The 19791-nt window shown below is 69.4% G+C and carries 17 protein-coding genes; 6 read left to right on the forward strand and 11 right to left on the reverse strand.

The features are described from left to right. Positions 1–40: 40 nt before the first annotated feature. From FJ887_RS10250 to FJ887_RS10265, 4 genes are read right to left on the reverse strand one after another with little or no spacing between them, the layout of a single operon-like run. Entirely contained in the window at positions 41–1123 is a 1083-nt protein-coding gene (locus tag FJ887_RS10250) for a phosphotransferase family protein (RefSeq protein ID WP_140955352.1), read from the reverse strand. Continuing rightward, positions 1120–2403, reverse strand: coding sequence for an acyl-CoA dehydrogenase family protein (locus FJ887_RS10255; protein ID WP_140955353.1), 1284 nt, complete (start codon positions 2401–2403; stop codon positions 1120–1122). Before FJ887_RS10255 ends, FJ887_RS10250 begins: the two co-directional genes overlap by 4 nt. Then, on the reverse strand, positions 2400–3179 hold the full coding sequence (locus FJ887_RS10260) for an SDR family oxidoreductase (protein ID WP_140955354.1): 780 nt from the start codon (positions 3177–3179) through the stop codon (positions 2400–2402). The genes FJ887_RS10255 and FJ887_RS10260 overlap by 4 nt, the downstream gene beginning before the upstream one ends. After that, on the reverse strand, positions 3176–5032 hold the full coding sequence (locus tag FJ887_RS10265; RefSeq protein WP_140955355.1) for a class I adenylate-forming enzyme family protein: 1857 nt from the start codon (positions 5030–5032) through the stop codon (positions 3176–3178). Before FJ887_RS10265 ends, FJ887_RS10260 begins: the two co-directional genes overlap by 4 nt. Positions 5033–5289: 257 nt before the next feature. On the opposite strand from FJ887_RS10265, the gene FJ887_RS10270 reads away from it, so the two are divergent. From FJ887_RS10270 to FJ887_RS10280, 3 genes are read left to right on the forward strand one after another with little or no spacing between them, the layout of a single operon-like run. After that, positions 5290–5886 (forward strand): TetR/AcrR family transcriptional regulator, encoded by a 597-nt coding sequence (locus FJ887_RS10270; RefSeq protein ID WP_140955356.1) that lies wholly within the window; start codon positions 5290–5292, stop codon positions 5884–5886. Then, positions 5883–6368: a DUF1990 family protein gene (locus FJ887_RS10275; protein ID WP_181365642.1), complete on the forward strand. Its 486-nt coding sequence runs from the start codon at positions 5883–5885 to the stop codon at positions 6366–6368. Before FJ887_RS10270 ends, FJ887_RS10275 begins: the two co-directional genes overlap by 4 nt. A gap of 58 nt (positions 6369–6426) precedes the next feature. After that, positions 6427–7263 carry a phosphotransferase family protein gene (locus FJ887_RS10280; protein ID WP_250786212.1) on the forward strand — a complete coding sequence of 279 codons (837 nt, stop codon included), beginning with the start codon at positions 6427–6429 and terminating at the stop codon, positions 7261–7263. A gap of 201 nt (positions 7264–7464) precedes the next feature. On the opposite strand, the gene FJ887_RS10285 is transcribed toward FJ887_RS10280, so the two are convergent. Then, positions 7465–9264: an amidohydrolase gene (locus FJ887_RS10285; RefSeq protein WP_140955358.1), complete on the reverse strand. Its 1800-nt coding sequence runs from the start codon at positions 9262–9264 to the stop codon at positions 7465–7467. A gap of 22 nt (positions 9265–9286) precedes the next feature. On the opposite strand from FJ887_RS10285, the gene FJ887_RS10290 reads away from it, so the two are divergent. Together FJ887_RS10290 and FJ887_RS10295 are read left to right on the forward strand one after the other, a co-directional pair. Next, positions 9287–10174: a CPBP family intramembrane glutamic endopeptidase gene (locus tag FJ887_RS10290; protein WP_140955359.1), complete on the forward strand. Its 888-nt coding sequence runs from the start codon at positions 9287–9289 to the stop codon at positions 10172–10174. An 80-nt stretch (positions 10175–10254) separates the two neighbouring features. Continuing rightward, on the forward strand, positions 10255–10758 hold the full coding sequence (locus FJ887_RS10295; protein WP_140955360.1) for a hypothetical protein: 504 nt from the start codon (positions 10255–10257) through the stop codon (positions 10756–10758). A gap of 15 nt (positions 10759–10773) precedes the next feature. Here the strand turns inward: FJ887_RS10295 and FJ887_RS10300 are convergent, their stop codons facing one another. The 6 genes from FJ887_RS10300 to FJ887_RS10325 form a co-directional block, all read right to left on the reverse strand. Continuing rightward, a complete protein-coding gene (locus FJ887_RS10300) occupies positions 10774–11529 on the reverse strand; it encodes an iron ABC transporter ATP-binding protein (protein WP_140955361.1) in 756 nt (251 codons plus the stop codon). Continuing rightward, a complete protein-coding gene (locus FJ887_RS10305) occupies positions 11526–12617 on the reverse strand; it encodes an iron chelate uptake ABC transporter family permease subunit (protein ID WP_250786213.1) in 1092 nt (363 codons plus the stop codon). Before FJ887_RS10305 ends, FJ887_RS10300 begins: the two co-directional genes overlap by 4 nt. Before the next feature lies 1 nt (position 12618). Then, the gene (locus tag FJ887_RS10310; RefSeq protein ID WP_250786214.1) at positions 12619–13707 is read right to left on the reverse strand and encodes an ABC transporter permease; all 1089 of its coding nucleotides are present in this window, start codon (positions 13705–13707) and stop codon (positions 12619–12621) included. A 38-nt stretch (positions 13708–13745) separates the two neighbouring features. Further along, the gene (locus tag FJ887_RS10315) at positions 13746–14738 is read right to left on the reverse strand and encodes a siderophore ABC transporter substrate-binding protein (protein ID WP_140955362.1); all 993 of its coding nucleotides are present in this window, start codon (positions 14736–14738) and stop codon (positions 13746–13748) included. A 135-nt stretch (positions 14739–14873) separates the two neighbouring features. Next, entirely contained in the window at positions 14874–15941 is a 1068-nt protein-coding gene (locus FJ887_RS10320) for an inositol monophosphatase family protein (RefSeq protein WP_140955363.1), read from the reverse strand. A 376-nt stretch (positions 15942–16317) separates the two neighbouring features. Further along, positions 16318–16533 (reverse strand): hypothetical protein, encoded by a 216-nt coding sequence (locus tag FJ887_RS10325; protein WP_140955364.1) that lies wholly within the window; start codon positions 16531–16533, stop codon positions 16318–16320. Positions 16534–16865: 332 nt separating this feature from the next. Here FJ887_RS10325 and FJ887_RS10330 point away from each other — a divergent pair, with 332 nt between their 5' ends. Next, entirely contained in the window at positions 16866–19772 is a 2907-nt protein-coding gene (locus FJ887_RS10330) for an FAD-binding and (Fe-S)-binding domain-containing protein (protein WP_140955365.1), read from the forward strand. Positions 19773–19791 lie beyond the last annotated feature (19 nt).

Below are 19791 nucleotides of genomic sequence, written 5' to 3' on the forward strand. Positions count from 1 at the left end.
GGGGGGGCGTCGGAATGGTGAGGCTGCGGTGGGGCGCGGGCTACGTCAGCGTCGCCGCCACCTCCGATGCCGCGTCGAGGAGGGCGGGCACCCCGTGTTCGAGCGTGCCCGTGAAGTCACCGGCGGCCGGGGCCTCACCGGCGAGCCAGCGCGTGTAGATCGCCTCGGAGAAGATCGCCGCCTTCCACAGGGCGAGTGCCTGGTACCACGGCAGGCTCGTGAGATCGAGACCCGTGAGGTCCCGATAGCGCGCCGTGAGGTCGGCCCGCGAGGGGAATCCGGGCTGCCCGGTCACCGGGGTGAGGTCCATGACCGTGCGCGGATGCCGCCCGTCGGAGTACGTTGCGAGGAAGTACCCGAGATCGGCGAGCGGGTCGCCGAGCGTCGACATCTCCCAGTCGAGGATCGCCGCGACGGCGACCGGCGCCTGGGCCGCGATCATCGCGTTGCCCGCCCGGTAGTCGCCGTGGACGACGGAATGACGCTGCGTGTCCGGTCGGTTCGCCTCGAGCCAGGCGCCGAGGCGGCCGACCGCGGGCAGCGACCGCCGGGTGTTCTTCTCCCACAGGGAGGAGAAGAGCGCGACCTGTCTCTCGAGGTAGCCCTCGGGTCGGCCGAGGGCGGCGACCGCGGGGACCGTGACATCGACGTCGTGGAGGGCCGCCAGCTGGTCGATGAGCGCCTCGCCGAATCGGCGGCGCTGGTCCGGGTTCTCGAGCACCGCCGGCCGGGTGTCGGTGACGACGGTCCCGGGCACGAAGTCCATGAGGTAGAACGGCACGCCGAGGACGGATTCGTCCTCACAGACGTCGACGATCGTCGGCACCGCGATCCCCTGCCCGCCGAGCACGGTCTGGATCCTCGCCTCGCGGACCATGTCATGGGTCGAGCGCGGGATCGGCGGCCGCGGTCCACGGCGGAGCACGATGTCGACGTCGTCGCGGCGGATCCGGAACGTCACGTTCGACTGGCCCTCCCCGATTCGCTCCCACCGCACGGGCCCGGTGCCGATGCCGCGCGCATCGAGGTGGTCGGTGACCGAGTCGAGAACGAGCAGCGGCGGGACGTCGAGTGCGGCGGCCTGGGCCGAGGTCTCGACGACATCGACGAGCTGCGCGGTCATCGTGCGACCTCCGGACCGGCGACGAGGTCCTGGCGCGGGGCGCCGGCGGCGACCTCCCGGCGCCGCCGTGAGGAGGCGCGGCGGGAGATCGCGAACTTGTGCGTCTCGGTCGACCCGTCGTAGATCCGGAACGGGCGCACCTCATTGAGGTATTGGATGAGCGGGAGTTCGTCGGAGACCCCGTCCCCGCCGGTCAGCTGCACAGCCCGGTCGATGACCCGGTAGACGGCTTCGGAGCAGTAGACCTTCGCGATCGACGACAGCGAGTTCGCCTCGGCCTGGTCGCCCTCGAGGACGAGGGCGGTCTTCGAGATCATCGCGTCCGCGGTCTCGATGTCGATGACCGACTGTGCGATGAGCTCCTGGGCGAGCCCCTGGCGGGCGAGGATGTCGCCGAACACCTCCCGGTGCTCCGCCCGGTCGAGGGCGATGTCGAGGGCGCGCCTTGCCAGGCCAAGCCAGCGCATGCAGTGGGTCAGACGCGCCGGGGCGAGGCGGACCTGCGCATACGCGAAGCCCTTGCCCGGTTCGCCGAGGACGGCGGAGGACGGCACCCGCACACCCTCGAAGCGGACATAGGGGTGCCCGCCGGCGATCGTGCGATCGACGGTGCGGATCGACCGTCCGACCTCGACGCCGGGGGTGTCGCGGTCGACGAGGAACATCGTCGCCGCCTGCCCGCGCCGCTCCTGGGCGGAACCGGACCCGGCGACTGCCTCGGCGGGGGTGCCTCCAGTCGGCGAATCGGGGTCGGTGACGGCCATGACGATGAAGAAGCCGGACACCTCGGCCCCGGAGATGAACCGCTTGTCGCCGGTGATCACCCAGTCGTCACCGTCTCTCACCGCCCGGGTCGACAGGGCCGAGGGATCGGACCCGGCACCGGGATGGGGTTCGGTCATCGCGAAACTCGAACGGATGTCTCCGGTCGCGAGCGGGCGCAGGTACCGCTCCTTCTGCGCGGACGTGCCGATGCGGGCGAGCATGTGCATGTTGCCCTCGTCGGGGGCCATGCAGCCGAGCACGGCGGGACCGATCGGCGAGTACCCGGCTTCCTGGAAGATCGGCGACCAGTGCTCGATCGGCACTCCCTGGCCGCCCCATTCGGTCGGCACATGCGGGGCGAAGACCCCGGCGGCCTTGGCCTGTGCCTGCAGGTCGGAAAGCACCTCCTCGGCGAGGTAGACGCCGGGTCGCGGTTCGGCGGGGATGACGACGTCGCGGATGAAGTCCCGTGTGCGCACCCGCAGCTCTTCGACGTCCGGGGGCAGCGCGCTCATGCCGTTCCCCCTGCCGTGACGAGTCCGCCGTCGGCGGTGAGCACCTGGGCGGTGATCCAGTTGGCGTCGGCGGAGGCGAGATAGGCGACGGCTGCGCCGATGTCCTCGGGTGTGCCGAGGCGACCGGCGGGATAGGTCTGGGCGACCTCGGCTTCGCGGCCTTCGTAGAGGGCGGCAGCGAACTGGGTCTTGACGACGGCCGGGGCCACGGCGTTGACGCGGATGTCGGGACCGAGTTCGACGGCGAGAGTCTGGGTGAGATGGGAGACCGCGGCCTTCGAGACCCCGTAGAACCCGATGCCGGGGCTCGGGACGATTCCGGCGACCGATGAGATGCTGACGATCCGGCCCCTGTTCTCCCGGAAGTGCAGTGCGGGGTGGTGGACGGCGCCCTGCACCCAGGCCAGGGTGCCGATGACGTTGACGTCGAGGATCTTCCGCGCCGCGTCGAGGTCGATGTCGATCGTCGGCCCGTAGACGGGGTTGATGCCGACGTTGGTGACGAGGACGTCGAGGCGGCCGAAGCGCTCGGCGATCGTGTCGAAGACCTCCGCCCGGTGGGCCGGGTCGTCGGACTTCCCGGCGATGCCGACCGCAGTGCCTTCCGGGAAGGCGGCGACCGCCTCGGCGAGGGGGTCCGGTTTGCGGGCGGTGAGGACGACGGTTGCGCCTTCGGCGGCCAGGCGCTGCGCGATGCCGAGTCCGATGCCGCGGCTGGCTCCGGTGACGAGCGCGACCTCACCGTCGAATCGGCGGCCGCTCGTGGGTTCGGTCATGATGTCTCCTCTGTCGTGGCGGTCGATGTCGGTGTGCTGGCTGGGTCGGCGGCCGGGTCCGATGGTGGGGCCGCCTCGGTGCCGGAATCGCGGAGCAGGCGCCGCTGGATCTTGCCGGTGTGGGTCTTCGGCAGGTCGCCGATGATGTGGACGCGGCGCGGATACTTGTAGGCGGCCAGGCGCTCCTTGGCGAAGGCGATGAGGTCGGCCGGGGTCGCCGTCTCCCCGGCCCGCAGCGAGACGAACGCGACGACGGTCTCGCCGCGGTAGTCGTCGGGCTGGCCGACGACGGCGGCTTCGAGCACGGCGGGATGTTCGTAGAGGACGTCCTCGACCTCGCGCGGCCACACCTTGTACCCGGACACGTTGATCTGGTCCTTGATCCGGTCGACGAGGTAGATCCACCCGGCGTCATCGATGACGGCGACGTCGCCGGTGCGCAGCCAGCCGTCGTCGAACGCCCGCGCGTTCGCTTCGGGGTTGTCCAGGTAGCCGGGGGTGACCTGGGGTCCGCGGAGTTCGAGTTCGCCGGCGGTCCCATCGGTGATGACGGCGCCGGTGGCGACGTCGACGACGCGGGCGCTCAGGCCCGGGAACGGCACCCCGATCGCGAGCGTGTCCGTGGCCGGGTCGACCGGCGCCGCGGTGTCGGGCGGGACCCCGATGACCGCCGAGGCGGTCTCCGTCATCCCGTAGATGTTGTGGATGTAGTGCCCGAACCGCTCCCGGAACCGCTCGACCGTCGCCGGTGGGACGGGTGCCCCGCCGGAGTAGAGGTACCGGACGGAGCCGAAATCGGCCGCGGTGGCATCCGGGTGTTCGAGGAGCGCGTTGAAGACGGTGATCGATCCGATCGTCACGGTGACGCCGTCGTCGCGGATGGCGGTGACGATCGATTCGGCGTCGGGACGGCCGATGAAGTCGAGGGCGACGGGGAAGACGAGCGAGGTCGCCGCGCACGCGACGGCGCCGGTGATGTGGAAGAGGGGTGCGACGGCGAGCATGACGTCACCGTCGGCAAGCCCCAGCCACTGCCCGTACCCGAGGGCGACGGAGAGGACGTTCCAGTGCGTGGCGACCGATCCCTTCGCCGGGCCCGTCGTCCCGGAGGTGTAGGTGAGCAGCGCGGGATCGTCGAGTCCGGGAAGAGCATCGGCCCGGTGTTCGGGTGGGGTCGCAGTGCTGGTCGACGAGGTGGTGGCAGAGTTGGCAACTCTGCCCGCCGAGGTGGTGGCAGGGTCGCCCGTGCCGCCCGTCGAGGCGGGGCGGTGGCGGTCGAGGAGGTCCGCCCAGGCGAGCACGGTGATCGCTGCCTCGCTCACTGCCGCGGCCGGCGGTGCGACTTCGGCCTGGGAAGCCTGTGCATACTCGTCATCGGTCGTCGTGAGCATCCACGACACGGAGCTGTCTGACAGGGTCGTCGTGACCGCCTCGGCGTCGGAGGCGTCGCAGATGAGACCGGCGGCACCGGAGTCGTCGATGAGCGCGCGCAGCTCACGTCCGCGGTACATCGGGTTGAGGACGAGGGGAACGGCGCCGATCTTCCACGCCGCGAGCAGCGCGATCGCGAACTGCGGAACGTTCTGCAGGTAGAGGCCGACGATCGTCCCGGCCCGGCAGCCGAGGTCGAACAGGCCTGCGGCGAGCGCCTCGGCGTCGGTGTCGATCTCCGTCGTCGTCATGGCCCGCCCCCGGTAGAGGACGGCAGTCTGGGCGGGAGCGGCGACGACCCGGGCGTTCCACGCGTGGGCCACCGACTCCCAGGGGACGTCGAGGTCGACGTCGACACGATCCGGGTAGAGCTGCGTCCACACGGGAGCGCTGAGGGCTGATCCGCTGTGCTGACTCGTCATAGAACTTCCACTTCGCCGTCTCGGGCATCTGCCCGACCGAGCGCTCGCTCGGTTACTGATGTAGCTTAGGTCACATTCCGGCACAGCACAAGGGTCGTTCTCGGATCCGTCGTCCCGCCTCGGCGACATTCCTGCTCCCCTGCCCTGCCGACCGGGCCGCGGGGACGTAGATTGGTGTCGGAGGCAGCACCGGCTTCGGGCTGCTTCGCGCACGCTCGCCGGCGCCCCACCCGCCGGCTCAAGACAAGGATGACGACGTGGCCGCCTGGAGAACCTACGACACTCCCCTCTTCCCGCCCCTCCTCACCGCTGCCCTCGACTGCTTCGTCCGCGGCGGCTTCCACGGCACCTCGATCCGCCAGGTCGCGCAGGCCGCGGGCCTCTCGGTGCCCGGGCTCTACCATCACTTCGCGTCGAAGCAGGCGATCCTCACGGAGATCGACCGCCTGGCGATGTCCGACCTGTGGGCGCGGAGCACTGCGGCGCTCGAGGACGGTCCGCAGGATCCGCTCGCGCGGTTCGATCGCCTCGTCGAGAATCTCCTCCTCTTCCACGCCCACCAGGCCGACATCGCGTTCATCGCATTCAGTGAGATCCGCAGCCTGCCCGCCGACGCGAGGGAGACCCACATCGCCGCCCGCGACCGCCAGCAGAAGCTCCTCGACGACGCCGTCGCCGACTGTGTGAGCGCGGGCGTGTTCACGACGCCGTTTCCGCGGGATGCCGCGCGGGCGATCACGACGATCTGCACGGGTGTGGCGCAGTGGTATCGCCCCGGCGGCGAGCTCGACGCCGAGGGGGTCGCCGCGCGCTACGGCGATATCTGCCGGGACGCGGCCGGGGTGGCGCCGTGAACGCGCTCGAGCACATCCGCGACATCGGTCCGGCCGCAGGCTTCCCCATCGCGCGCGAGGCGATCCTCTCGTGGCAGCTGCAGGCCGGGGCCGGGGTCATCGTCCGCCCCCAGCGGCCCGTCCGGCAGGGGATGATCGTCGACCTCTGGCTCAATCCGCTCTGGCCCGCCCCGCCGAGGCGGCTGCGCGGCGAGGACCTCATCGTGCCGGTCGGCTCGTGCATCGTTGAGGACGTCATCGACACCGACCGGCAGGCGGGTTTCGTCTACCGCACGCTGCCCGGACACCTCGAGACGGGCGTGCAGACGTTCCTCGTCTCGATCGATGACGACGAGCGTCTCATCGCGTCGATCACCTCACGGTCGGTGCCCGGCAACCCGCTGCTCCAGGCGGCCGAGCCCCTGTCCGTGGCCTCCCAGAAGATGATGGCCGCCCGCTACGCCGCCGGCCTCGAGCGACTGGTGGAGCGGGCGGCGGAGTGAGCGGGGGGTGGCGTCCACTGACGAACGTTCCGTTGTCCTCTCGCACGCGGAGCCGACTGTGAGTTCGGTGGACGTGCGTCAACCTCTGACAGAGGCAGTCGCCTCGGCAGAAGAGCTTCTCAACAGGCGCCTTGAGCTCGTGCGCGTGCTCGACGGCGGCCAGCATGCGAGCACCGCACGCGTCACCGACGGCAACGAGGATTACATCATTCGCGCTTTTCCGCGCGGCCATGATGCGGCCTTGCGTGAAGCCGAGGTGCTGCCTCGACTGTCAGCGCTCGGCGGATTCGTCCCGCAGCTTGTCACGGCGAGCACCTCGCCGGACAATCCGCTGGTCGTCACGACAGTCGTCCCGGGTGGACTTCCCAGCCCCGAGCTGCCTGTCGAGGTCATCGCTCGCCAGATGGCCGCTGCTCTCGTGCGGATCCATGCGCTTGACGGGGTTGGACTGCCTCCAGCGCCAGAGGCCCCACCTTCCGGAACAGCGCCGATCGCATTGCGAGCTCAGCGCGAATGGGCAGATCTCGATCGCACCGATCTGGTGCTCACCCATTTCGACTTCTGGGCGGGAAATGCTGTCTGGACAGGAGAGCGCCTCACCGGGGTCGTCGACTGGGCGGGAGCTCGTCGGGGTCCGCGAGGCATCGACCTGGCCTGGTGCCGTCAGGACCTCGCACTGCTGGGATCGACCTCGGCGCCCGATGTCTTTCTCGCCGAGTACGAACGGCTCCTCGGTCGTTCGGTATCCGACATCAACGCGTGGGACGTCCAGGCGGGCGCAATCGCCGACCGCCGTGTCGAAACGTGGCTGCCGAACTATCACGGCATCGGCCGCACTGATATCACCGCATCAGACCTGCGGCAGCGCCTGGACTCCTTGAACGCGCGACTGTAGCCGGCATTCGCCCGGCTTCCCGAGCGGCAGCGCGACGCGACACGCGGTGCCTGTCGGCCAGAAGTACACATGCGCCCAACCAGTCAGCGGGCAGTTTCACTTCTGGCCGACACGGGCCGGCGTGTCGCTCGTATAGCGCCCGTAGCGTCCCCGCGTCGCGTGTGCCGCCCCCGCGGTGCCCGAACCGCGGGCAACGCCGCCTCACGCGGAGTATTTGACCTCGCCGCCGACGACGGTGAGGGCGACACGGGTGTCGCGGATCGCCTCGGCGTGGGCGAAGAGCGCCGCCTCCGAGGCGTAGCCGAGCAGCCCGACGGGACCGGCCGGCGCCTCGGCGTCGATGAGGCCGTCGGCGACATACGGATCGGTGTCGACGACGATGAAGTCGGCGTCCATGCCCGGGGCCAGCCGGCCCCGTCGCTCGCCCAGGCCGGCGGCGACCGCCGGTGCCCGGCTGTGCAGGCGCAGCGCTTCGACAGCCGACATCCGGCGTTCGGGCTGGAACGTCGTCGTCGGATCACCGGCGATGTCGGCGCGCGTCATCGCCGCGTAGATCGCCGCGAACGGATTCGCGTGCTCGACCGGCCCGTCGGAGCCGAAGACCACCGCGGCATCGGCCCGCACGAGATCCGGCCACGCATACGCGGCGAGCTGCGCGGACTCGTCGATGAGATGGAGGAGATGGAGGTCGGAGATGCAGTGGCGCGGCTGCATCGACGCGGTGACGTCGAGAGCGGCGAACCGCGCGACATCGCTCGGCTGGATGAACTGCGCATGCTCGACCCGGTGCCGCAGGCGCCTGCCCAGACGCGCCTCGACTGAGAGCGTGATCGGTCGCAGCCGCTCGAAGACCCCGAGCACATGATGGTTCGCCTGATCGCCGATCGCATGGATCGCCACGGAGATCCCCGCCTCCGTCGCGATCCGCGCCTGTTCGAAGAGCTCGTCCTCGCTCATCTGCGCGATGCCGTAGTTGAGGTGGGTCTCGGCCACCGGTGCCGCGGACCCCGCACCCGATGACGCGACGGCCGCATCGGCTGCCGCCTCCCTCGCCTCGGCGCCGTGGACGCCCACCCCGGCCGGCTCCGGCGCGGGAAACGGTGAGGACATGTGACTCGTGTGCGAGCCGAGCGCCCCATCGGCGAAGAGCTTGAGCCCGCCGTGCTGCAGCCAGTCGTCCCCGCCGCCGGTCTGCCATCCGGTCTCGATCGCCCACGGCACCTCGGGCCCGCGGAGGAACTTCGTCACCCGCATGTCCTGCCGGCCGGCCTCCCGCAGATCGTTCCACCCCAGCGTCGAGGCGATGCCGTCGAAGTCGTGGATCCCGGTGAGACCGAGGGAGAGGAAGAGCCTCTGCGTTCGGTCGAGCATCTCGACCTGCTCCTCCCGGGAGACTTCCGGGATGAAGCGAATGAGCAGATCCGCCGCATCCTCCCTGATGAGACCCGTGGCAACACCCTCGGCGTCGCGGACGATCTCACCTCCGGACGGGTCGGGGGTCGCCTCGTCGATGCCGGCGATCTCGAGCGCATGCCCGTTCGCCCACACCGTGTGGAGGTCGATCGACCACATCGCCACGGGATGGTCGGGCACCTCGGCGTCGAGCAGCGCACGGTCGGGATACCGCGGGTCCGCCCAGCGGTTGAGATCCCAGCCGGAGCCGACCACCCAGGTGCCCACCGGCAGGGTCTGCGCGCGCTCGCGGATCGCTGCGACCGCCTCGGCCAGCGAGGTCGTCCCCGACAGATCGAGGTCGACGAGCGAGGCCGCGTAGGAGACGGAGTGCATGTGCGCGTCGACGAGTCCGGGGAGGATGACCCGTCCCCCGCAGTCGATCTCCTCGACCCCCGCAGCCGTCCCCGCCGAGGCGGTCGCGAGGGCGAGCAGCTCGTCCCTCGTCCCGACCGCGACGATCGTCTCCCCGTCGACGAGGATCGCGTCAGCCGGAGTCGGCGCCGGAGGGTCGAGAGTGCGCACGACGGCGTGGGAGAACAGACGCATGCGCTCAGTCTATGATGGGCCGATGACCGCACCTCCCCTCCCCATCCCCGCGGCCGCCTCCGATGCTCGGATCCCCCGCCGCGTGCTCGGCGTCACCGAGATCCTCATCATCGCCGCCGCCCTCTCCGTCTTCGGCTTCGCCTTCAATGCGATCGGCCTCATCCCCTTCCTCGCCGCCGGGGTCGTCGACCCGCTGCCGTGGTCGCTCACCGACGCCTCCGCCCGTGCGATCGGCTATCTCGTCGGCGTGCTCGGCACCGTCGCCGTCATCGCGATCTATCTGCGAGCGCGCCTGGGCGTCGGGCTCGCCTCGATCGGTCTGAGCCGACCGCGCTGGGGCGCTTTCGCCATCGGCCTCATTCTTGGGGCCGCGATCAGCGGACTCGGCACCGCGATCGCCTGGTCGAGCGGCCTCGTCCGGTCCACGCAGCCGGCGGTGATGCCCAGCGGCATCGTCCTCGCCCTCGTCGCCGTCCTCTACCTGCTCACCTACGTCCTCCAGGGCGCCGGCGAGGAGATCGTCTCCCGCGGCTTCCTCCTGCGCGGCACGTCGTGGTGGATCGGACTGTGGCCCGCCGTCGCCGTCCAGGCGCTCTTCTTCGTCGCCATCCACCTCGGCAACCCGACGATGACCCCGCTCTATGCGCTCTTCGTCATCGTCTTCGCGCTCTTCGCCGCCCTCCTCGTCATCGTCCAGGGGCACCTGTGGGGCGTGATCGGCGTGCACGGCGGCTACAACGTCGTCTTCTTCGCCGTCGGCCAGCGCGGCTTCGGCCTCCGCGACGTCGCCGACCCTGAGAACCTCTCGGTCCCCGATCTCGCGTCGACCCCGTTCTTCGCCCTCGGTGCCGTGATCCTCGGCGTCATCCTCTGGCGGCGCCGAGGCGGTTCGCCGACCGCTGCCGCCTGACCGTCCGCGCGCCGCTGAGACACCAGCGCGCCGCCGAGACACCAGCCGGCCTGTTTTCTACGCGGAGTAGAATCCTCTGCATGGTCAATGTTCTCGGTCCCCAGGATTCGCGGCTGTCCGCGGGTGCCCGCATCGTGCTGCCGGCCGTGTGGCTCGGCCTCATCATCGGCATCTCGCTCATCGAGGCGCCGCTGAAGTTCCAGGCACCGGGGATGACGATCCCGCTCGGGCTCGGCATCGGCCGCCTCGTCTTCACGGCGATGAACTGGGTGGAGATCGTCATCGCCGCCGTCCTGCTCTGGGCGATCCTCAAAGACGGCGTCGGCACCGTGTTCCGCGCGCTCACCTGCACCGTCATCGGCGTCCTCATCGTCAAGGTCGCGGCCGTCCGACCGCTGCTCAACGACCGCACCGATGCCGTCCTCGCCGGTGTCGACGACGGCGGGTCGGGGCTCCACCTCGCCTACATCGCCGCCGACGGACTCCTCATCGCCGGTCTCATCGCCCTCATCATCATCGCCGTGCGGAGATGGATCCGCATCCCCGCCGAGGCGACCGCACCGTCCCCGACCGCCGACCGCTGACCCAGCTGCGCTGAGTCAGAAGTACACGGCGAGCGGCCCTCGCGGACCGTCGACGACCTCGACGGGGGTGTCGAAGACGCGGCTGAGCACCTCGGTGGTCATGATCTCCTCCGGCGTCCCGAACTCGACGACCGCGCCGTTCTTCACCGCGCAGATGTGGTCGGCGTAGTGGCCGGCGAAGTTGATGTCGTGGATGACGATGACGATCGTGCGCCCCATCTCCGTGGCCGCCCGGCGCAGGTGCTGCATCATCTGCACCGAGTGCTTCATATCGAGGTTGTTGAGCGGTTCGTCGAGGAGGACGTAGTCGGTGTCCTGGGCGAGCACCATCGCGACGTAGGCCCGCTGCCGCTGCCCGCCGGAGAGCTCGTCGATGAACCGGTCCTCGAGGTCACCGAGCTCGAGGAAGTCGATCGCCCGGGACACGATCTCCTCGTCGGCGACGGTGAGCCTGCCCTTCGAGTACGGGAAGCGGCCGAAGCCGACGAGCTGGCGGATCGTCAGCCGGGTGATGAAGTGGTTCTCCTGGCGCAGGATCGAGACGATCTTCGCGAGGTCCTTCGACTTCGTCGCCGCGACGTCGAAGCCGGCGACCTCGATGGCTCCGGCGTCGAGGCCGAGGAGGCGCCCGATCATCGTCAGCAGCGTCGACTTCCCCGCCCCGTTCGGCCCGACGAGGGCGGTCACCCCGCCCGCGGGGATGTGCAGGTCGACGGGGCCGATCTGCGTGGCTTCGCTGTAGTTCTTGGCAACGCCGGACAGTGTGATCACAGTCGACCCTTCCGCATGATGACGAAGAGGAACACGCCTCCGCCGATGACTTCGATGATGATGGACACGACGCCCTCGGCGTAGAAGATGTTCTTGAGGATGAAGTACGCGCCGCCGAGGATGACGAACCCGAGCAGGGCCGCCATCGGCAGGACGTACCGGTGGTCGTAGGTGTCGGAGAACTGGTAGGCGAGCATCGCGACGAGGAACCCGAGGAAGATCATCGGCCCGATCATCGACACGGACACGGCCATGAGGATCGAGACGAAGAAGAGGATCGTGATGGTCTCGCGCGAATGGTTGAGCCCGAGATTGCCCGTCACGGACTTCCCGAGGGCGAGGACGTTGAGGCGCGGGGAGCGGAGATAGATCGCCGCGCACGCGAGCAGGCACAGCGGGACCGCGACCGGCAGGTACGAGGCATCGGAGTTCGCGATCGACCCGAAGAGGCGGGCGGAGAGGACGTCGAACTCGCTCGGTGTCAGGGTCCGCTGCATGAACGTCGCCACCGATCCCAGGCCGCCGCCGATGACGACCCCGACGAGGAGCATGACCTCGACGTTCGCGTACTTGCCCGAGAGCAGCCAGCCGTAGAGGGCGAGCGAGAGCCCGATCATGATGACGAGCTGGACGGTGAAGGGCACGAGGCCGCGGAGTTCGACGATGGCCGTGACCCCGAAGAAGTACATCGCCGCGGTCTGGATCGCGACGTAAAGCGACTCGAAGCCCATGATCGAGGGCGTGATGATCCGGTTGTTCGTCACCGTCTGGAAGGCGACGGTGGCGAAGGCCTGGCAGAGGGCGACGATGACGAGGACGACGAGGCTGCGCCCCCGCAGGCCTGCGATGAGCCAGAATCCCTCGTCGGTGATCGGCAGCGGGTTGTCCCACGCGAGGAGTCCGAAGGCGATCGCGACCGCGGCGACGGCGAGGACTGTGACGATCGTCCAGTACCGGCGGCGGGCCCGCGGGGTCGTCAGCGCACCGGAGTGCCGGGGTGTCGTCCTGGGCGCCGAGGCGGGACCCAGGGCCGTCGCACCGCGCAGCCGCGGACGGGGTTCGGGGGCGTTCATGCTCGTGTCTCTCATATCAGCCGCGCCTCCTCTGACGCAGGAGGAGGGCGATGAAGACGGCCGCGCCGACGATGCCGAGGATGAGCGAGACCGGAACCTCGAACGGGGCGATGATGATCCGGCCGATGAGGTCGCAGACGGTGACGATCGCGATGCCGAGGAGGCACACCCACGGCAGGTTCGAGCGCAGATCGTCGCCGCGGACCATCGAGACGACGTTGGGGACGATGAGCCCGAGGAACGGCAGGTAGCCGACGACGACGGTGACGACGCCGGTGGCGATCGCGACGAGGATCGTGCCGATGAGGATGACCTGGTTGTACTTGAGCCCGATGCTCGTCGAGATGTCCTTGCCGAGGCCGGCGACGGTGAAGCGGTCAGCGGTGATGAAGACGGCGACGACGACGAGGGCGACGACCCAGAGGACTTCGTACTGGCCGCGCAGGATCGAGGTGAAGCTGCCGGCGAACCAGATGCCGAGGCTCTGGAGCATATCGGTGCGCACGGCGATGAACGTCGAGACCGCCCCGACGACCGCGCCGAGCATGATCCCGACGATCGGGACGATGAGGGAGGACTTGAGCGAGACGCGGCGGAGGAAGAGGAAGAAGACGAGCGTGCCGATGAATGCGGCGAGGATCGCGCCGATCATCCGCTGCACGATCGACGCATCGGGGTAGATGATGACGGTGAGCATGAGGCCGAGGCCCGCCCACTCGGTCGTGCCGGTCGTCGTCGGTTCGACGAAGCGGTTCTGCGTGAGCAGCTGCATGACGAGGCCGCACATCGCCATCGCCGCGCCCGCGAGGATGAGGGCGATCGTGCGCGGCACCCGGGTGATCTGGAACATCTCCGCACCGTCGGCGGCGCCGAAGATGTCGTAGACCCCGGTGAGCAGGGACGCAGCGATGAGCCCGAGCACCCCGATCGTCGCAAGCGCGAGCTTCCAGCTCAGCAGCCGGTACCCGCCCGCGGTGCCGGTGGACCCGGCCGCGCGGCGAGCACGTGGACCGTCGGCGACGGCGACCGCCTCGGCGGGGGAATCCCCCTTCGCCGAGGCGGTCGCCGTCTCCCGTGGTCGGGAGGTGTTCTCTGGTGTCGTCATTCTGCCGATTTCCCGTTGTGCCGCAGCGGCTGACCTGCTTACTTCGCGGCTTCGAGCTTGTCGGCGAAGGAGTTGAAGAACTCGGTGTAGGTCTGGATGCCCTCGTTGAGGTAGGTGTCCTGCGGGAAGTAGACGATCTTGTCGTCCTTGATCGCCGGCACGTCCTTGAGCGCCTCGGACTTCTCGAGCACCTCGGCCGCCGGCGCCGAGCCCTTCTCGCGCTCGTCGGGGGCGAAGGAGGCGTCGCGGTCCATGACGAGCATGAGGTCGGGCTGCGACTTCGCGATCGCCTCGACGGAGATGTCGTCTCCCTGGTGATCCTCGCTGCCGTTCTCGACCTCGAGGGCCGGCTGGAGATCGAGGATGTCGAAGACCGGGCCGACGGTGCGTCCGACGGTCGGGGCGACGTAGCCGATGTCACCCGCCGAGGTGATGACGCCCATGGTCTTGTCGCTGCCGTTGTAGGCGGCCTTCGCGCGCTCGATCGAGGCGTCGAAGTCCTCGACGAGCTTGGTCGCTTCGTCCTGCTTGCCGAAGACCTCGCCGAGGGTCGTCGTCTGGCGGCGCAGCTCCTCGTCGAAGGGCTGGTCGTCACGCGGATCGAGTTCGAGGACGACGGCGTCGGGAGCGAGCTTCTGGAGGTCGTCGTGGAACTGCGCGAAGCGCTGTCCGTTGACGATGAGGTCGGGCTTCGCGGCCGCGACCTGCTCGAGGTCGGGTTCGCGGTGGCTGCCGAGGTTCTTGATGGTCTCGTTCGTCGTGTACGAGAGGCCTTCGGGCATGAGGCTGACGGCGGCGCCGCTGAGTTCGACGCCCCACGAGTCGAGGGTCTCGAACGTGCGGTTGTCCGTGGCCACGACCGAGGTCGGCGGGGTCGTCACGGTCTGTGTGCCGTTGTTATCCTCGACCTCGACGGTTCCAGCGGCACCCGAGGTGCTCTGTTCGCTGGACTCGGCGCTGGCAGCGCAACCGGACAGGGCCAGGGCCAGGGCGCCGACGGCGGCACCGAGGCGGAGGCGGGTCGAGATCATCGTGTTCTACTTCCTTCAGGGGACTGCGTATGTCGTCAGATGTGAACCATCTGCGCATTAGCTTAGCCTAAGCTTCAAGAAATAGACGACATCGATATTGCGTTATTCAGGTCACAGTTTCCCGCGCAGCGATCCTCAGAGCACGGCGAGGAGGCGGTCGAGCTCGGCGGGCGAATCCGCGGCGGCGGTCGCGCCCCGACTGCCGCCTCGGCGCACGGCAGCGCCGGACTCCTCGGCGATGAGCGCTCCCCCGGCGTAGTCGTAGATCCCGAGTCCGCGCTCGGCGTAGCTCGTCACCTTGCCTTCGGCGACCATGCAGAGGTCGATCGCCGCCGATCCGCACCTGCGGATGTCGTTGTAGCCGGCGAGGAGTTCGGGCAGCTTCGCCAGCTGCGCCGCCCGCCCCTCCTCCGTGTAGGCGAATCCCGTCGCGAGCAGTCTCCCGCTCAGTCCCGCAGGCTCACCGGTCAGACGGGTCGCGGGAATCGCGGCTGCCGAGTCGCCGAGTTCTGAAAGCCGATCGACGAGACGACCGTCGACTCGGTAGGCCCCGTGCCCGCGGCCGGCCAGCCAGGTCACCCCGAGACCCGGAGACGCCACCAGCCCGATCAGCCAGCCCTCGTCCTCACCTCCGGGCACAGCGGCTCCAGGGCCAGCGCCCTCGGAGTCGGTGCCCTCAGAGCCAGTGTCCTCAGAGTCGGCGCCCTCGAAGATCGCGTCGACACTCTGGCGCACCCCGACGGAGAACGCGAAGTGCTCGATACCGCGGACGAAGTTGACCGTGCCGTCGATGGGGTCGACATGCCACTCGAGCCGCTGACCGCCATCGAGGTCGGTGACATCGAGGTCAGCCGCCGCGACGAGCGCGCCCGCCCCGGGATCGAAGAGGCTCAGTCGCCCGAGCAGGGCGCGGTCGAAGAAGTCGACAGGGTCGATCGCCTCGGCGCCCTCCTCGCCGATCATCAGGTCACCCGGCCGCACGGCGCGCAGATATCCGCGCACGAGCGCTTCGATCTGGGCATCGGCGGCCGTGACGAGATCGTTCGGAGACGATTTCGTATCGACGACCGAGGCATCGAGATCGGCGCCGAGGACGGCACGCCACTGGGACATCTGTTCCCAGGCGATGATGGAGAGATCTGCCGCGATGCGGACGAGCGGGTGATCGGAGAGGCTGCGCGGCAGCGAACCGGATGCTGTCATGCGGCCACCTTAACGCGCGGTCGCACGCGCATGCCGGGCCGCCCGAGCCCGCCGAATGTCACACGATCATCACAATCGGAAATTCTCGGACGCGCGGAATCTCCACGACGGTATCGTTCACCTGCCGTGGATCGAACGCTCAGCTTCCGTCCACTGAAAGTCCAGCGGAACGGGTTAGTTTAACGCCGAGAATTAATCCCGCTTTACCGTGTAAATATCAATTCAAAACCCGCGGCGAGATTAGCCTCGGAAAATGCAATGGAACTGTCGATTTCCGAATCCCGCGGTGTCGCTCCCGCGCCGCACCGGGCGTCTGAGAGCGCGCGTGAGCGCAGGGCCACTTCCGGCGGCCCTGCGCTTCACACGGTCAGATGACTCACTCGGCGGCGACGGCCGATGTCTCAGCAGCCGGGACCGAGGCACCGGAGCCAGCCGCTCCGGCCTGCGATCCGGCCTTCTCACCAGAGTTCTCTGCGCGTTTGACGCGTCCATGGCGGCGGACGATCTCCTGCACCGCCTGAGACGAGGTGCCGGCGGCCTCGGCGATGGCGCCGAAGGTCGCCCCCTCCTCGCGAGCGCGGAGGATCGACATGACGTAATTCGTGTTGATCTTGGTCCGCTGTCGGGAAATTCTTCTCACAGCCGCAACCAGGGCTGTCTGATCTACTGTTAATTCACGAGCGCGACGTGACATTGTTCTTTCCTTGCCTGCACATGTGGCCCACCGCCACAGGAAAATGTCCTTCCATTAAATACCACGACGCCTATGCGACGCCAATTTTTCCCGAATACTGGAAGCGGGGGAGCTTATGCTCCACCGAATAGTTACAAAACGGTAACGGAGTGCAATTGCACTCTTTGGCAACGTTAATTGCCCATTCGGTGCACTCGATCGCCTGCGCTGACGGTGGCAGAATGCACACCATGACGACTTCGGAGCGCCCCCTCACCGGGCAGTCTGACGCTCTGCCCGCCGTCGCGGACATCGTCGCCGAGCTCGCCCAGGCCGGTCTCGAGGTCACCGCGGATCCCGCCGACCGGGCGGCCTACTCCTCCGACGCCTCGCTCTTCCGACTCGTGCCGGCGGCCATCGTCTTCCCGCGCGGCGCCGACGACGTCGCGGCGGTCCTCGCAGTGTCCCGCCGCCTCGGCGTGCCCGTGACGAGTCGCGGTGCCGGCACGTCGATCGCCGGCAATGCGATCGGCACCGGGATCGTCCTCGACTTCTCCCGCCATATGACAGCGGTCCTCGACCTCGATCCGGCCGCGCAGACGGCCTGGGTCGAGCCCGGCTGCGTCCACGCCACCCTGCAGGCCGCAGCCCGGGTCCACGGCCTGCGCTTCGGACCCGACCCCTCGACGCACACGCGCTGCACGATCGGCGGCATGATCGGCAACAATGCGTGCGGCCCGCGCGCGCTCGGCTACGGCCGGACGGGTGCGAACCTCCTCGCACTCACGGTCATGCTCGTCGACGGGACGATCGTCGACCTCGACGAGACGAACCCGGCAGCGCTCTTCCCGCGCCTCCACGCGCTCGTCGCCGACCACCTCGGCGTCATCCGCACCCATCTCGGCACGTTCTCCCGGCAGGTCTCCGGCTACGGACTCGAAGCCCTGCTGCCGGAGAACGGCTTCGACGTCCGCCGCGCCTTCGCCGGCTCCGAGGGCACGTGGGGCATCGTGCTCGCCGCGAAGATGCAGCTGGTCCAGGAGCCGGCCCACACCGCAGCGGTCGTCCTCGGGTACCCGGACATGGTCGTCGCCGCCCACGACGCGCCGCTGCTGAGCGACTTCCCCGTCGCCGCGTGCGAGGGGCTCGATTCGCGGATGCTCGATCGCGTCGTCGCGGCCAAGGGCGCCGAGGCGGTCCCCGCGCTGCCGGCCGGCGCAGGCTGGCTCGTCGTCGAGCTCACCGGCGACGACGAGGCCGTGCTCGCCGGTCAGACGCAGCGGCTCATCGCCGAGGCGCGCGCCGGCGATGCCGCGGTCCTCGATGCCGGCGCAGCCGCCGAGGTGTGGGCGATCCGCGCCGACGGCGCCGGACTCGTCTCCCGCACCCCCGACGGCCGGGACGCCCACGCGGGATGGGAGGATTCCGCGGTTCCGGTCGAGCACCTCGGCGACTATCTCCGGGATCTCATGGATCTGCTCGACGAGCACGGTCTGTGGGGCATCCCCTACGGGCACTTCGGCGACGGGTGCCTGCACATGCGCGTCGACTTCCCGCTCGATGCGGAGCGCGGGACGAGCGTGATGCGGGACTTCCTCGTTGCCGCGACACGGCTCGTCGCCCGCTACGGCGGGTCGGTCTCCGGCGAGCACGGCGACGGACGGGCCCGGTCGGAGCTGCTGCCGCTCCTCTATCCGCCCGAGGTCATGGACCTCTTTCGCGCGGTCAAGGAGCTCTTCGACCCGCGGCATCTCCTCGGCCCCGGCGTCATCGTCGATCCCGATCCGCTCGACGCATCGATCCGACTCGCGCAGCTGCCGGCCCGGGCACCGCTGTCCGCGGAGCTCGCGTTCGCCTATCCCGGGGACGCCGAGGGCTTCGCCTCCGCCGTCCACCGATGCACCGGGGTGGGCAAATGCCGCGCGGACTCCGCTGCGACCGGCGGGACCATGTGCCCGTCGTTCCAGGCCACACGGGATGAGAAGCATTCGACGCGCGGCCGGGCGCGAGTGCTCCAGGAGATGGTCTCCGGCGATCTGCTCGCCACCGCGTGGGACTCCCCCGCCGTCGCCGAGGCGCTCGACCTGTGCCTCTCATGCAAGGCGTGCGGCAGCGAATGCCCGACCGGCACGGACATGGCGACGTACAAGGCCGAGGTCCTCCACCAGTCCTACCGGGGACGACTGCGGCCGCGCTCGCACTACTCGCTCGGCTTCCTGCCGCAGCTCGCGCGGGCCGTGACCCCGCTCGCCTCGCTCGTCAACCGGGTGGCACGGCTGCCCGGGATCGGCACGGTCGGCAAGCGGCTGGCCGGCATCGACTCCCGCCGGACGATTCCCGTGTTCGCGCCGACGACGTTCCGTTCCTGGTGGTCACACCGCGACACGGCTCGTGCGGGCACCGCCGCGAGATCCCGCGCAGACCGCCTCGGCGAGGTCGTCCTCTTCGCGGACACATGGTCGAATCACTTCGCGCCGCGCATCCTCAGCGCCGCCGTCGCCGTCCTCGAGCACGCCGGCGTCACGGTCCGTATCGTCGAGCAGACGGTGTGCTGCGGTCTGCCGCTCATCTCCACCGGTCAGCTCGATGCCGCTCGGACCAACCTCGGTGAGACCGTTGCGGCCCTCGAGGCGACGGGCGACGTCCCCATCGTCGGGGTCGAGCCCTCGTGTCTGGCCACGCTGAGAGACGATGCGCAGAAGCTCCTCGGCGGGGAGGCCGCCGCCCGGGTCGGATCACGTGTGCAGACGCTCGCACAGTTCCTGCTCTCCGTCGGCGCCGAACTGCCGGATCTGCGCGGGGTGAGTGCGACCGTGCAGCCGCACTGCCACCAGTCGGCGGTGCTCGGCACCGCCGCCGATCGCGAGCTGCTCTCCCGGGCCGGGGCCACGGCGCGCTTCCTCGGCGGGTGCTGCGGGCTGGCCGGGAACTTCGGGGTCGAGGAGGGCCATTACGAGACCTCGGTCGCCGTCGCCGAGGTGGCCCTGCTTCCGGCGCTGCGTGACGTGCGTGGCGATGGAGCAGACCCCGAGCTGAGCGTCGTCCTCGCCGACGGCTATTCGTGCCGGACGCAGATCGCCGATCTCAGCGACGCCCGGGGAGTTTCGCTCGCCGAACTCCTCGCGTGGGGCCACGGCCTCGACACACCCCGCCCGTGAGAAGTGCCGGGCTGAGGCC

Origin of the sequence: Brevibacterium sp. XM4083, from assembly GCF_006489205.2 — a bacterium.
Classification (GTDB): domain Bacteria; phylum Actinomycetota; class Actinomycetes; order Actinomycetales; family Brevibacteriaceae; genus Brevibacterium.

What these genes read in the sequence shown, in the direction of transcription:
- FJ887_RS10330 (WP_140955365.1), top strand. Translation starts at nt 16,866, where the DNA reads ATGACGACTTCGGAGCGCCCCCTCACCGGGCAGTCTGACGCTCTGCCC.
- FJ887_RS10315 (WP_140955362.1), bottom strand. Translation starts at nt 14,738, where the DNA reads ATGATCTCGACCCGCCTCCGCCTCGGTGCCGCCGTCGGCGCCCTGGCC.
- FJ887_RS10290 (WP_140955359.1), top strand. Translation starts at nt 9,287, where the DNA reads ATGACCGCACCTCCCCTCCCCATCCCCGCGGCCGCCTCCGATGCTCGG.
- FJ887_RS10310 (WP_250786214.1), bottom strand. Translation starts at nt 13,707, where the DNA reads ATGACGACACCAGAGAACACCTCCCGACCACGGGAGACGGCGACCGCC.
- FJ887_RS10250 (WP_140955352.1), bottom strand. Translation starts at nt 1,123, where the DNA reads ATGACCGCGCAGCTCGTCGATGTCGTCGAGACCTCGGCCCAGGCCGCC.
- FJ887_RS10265 (WP_140955355.1), bottom strand. Translation starts at nt 5,032, where the DNA reads ATGACGAGTCAGCACAGCGGATCAGCCCTCAGCGCTCCCGTGTGGACG.
- FJ887_RS10260 (WP_140955354.1), bottom strand. Translation starts at nt 3,179, where the DNA reads ATGACCGAACCCACGAGCGGCCGCCGATTCGACGGTGAGGTCGCGCTC.
- FJ887_RS10285 (WP_140955358.1), bottom strand. Translation starts at nt 9,264, where the DNA reads ATGCGTCTGTTCTCCCACGCCGTCGTGCGCACTCTCGACCCTCCGGCG.
- FJ887_RS10325 (WP_140955364.1), bottom strand. Translation starts at nt 16,533, where the DNA reads ATGTCGATCCTCCGCGCTCGCGAGGAGGGGGCGACCTTCGGCGCCATC.
- FJ887_RS10295 (WP_140955360.1), top strand. Translation starts at nt 10,255, where the DNA reads ATGGTCAATGTTCTCGGTCCCCAGGATTCGCGGCTGTCCGCGGGTGCC.
- FJ887_RS10255 (WP_140955353.1), bottom strand. Translation starts at nt 2,403, where the DNA reads ATGAGCGCGCTGCCCCCGGACGTCGAAGAGCTGCGGGTGCGCACACGG.
- FJ887_RS10305 (WP_250786213.1), bottom strand. Translation starts at nt 12,617, where the DNA reads ATGAGAGACACGAGCATGAACGCCCCCGAACCCCGTCCGCGGCTGCGC.
- FJ887_RS10320 (WP_140955363.1), bottom strand. Translation starts at nt 15,941, where the DNA reads ATGACAGCATCCGGTTCGCTGCCGCGCAGCCTCTCCGATCACCCGCTC.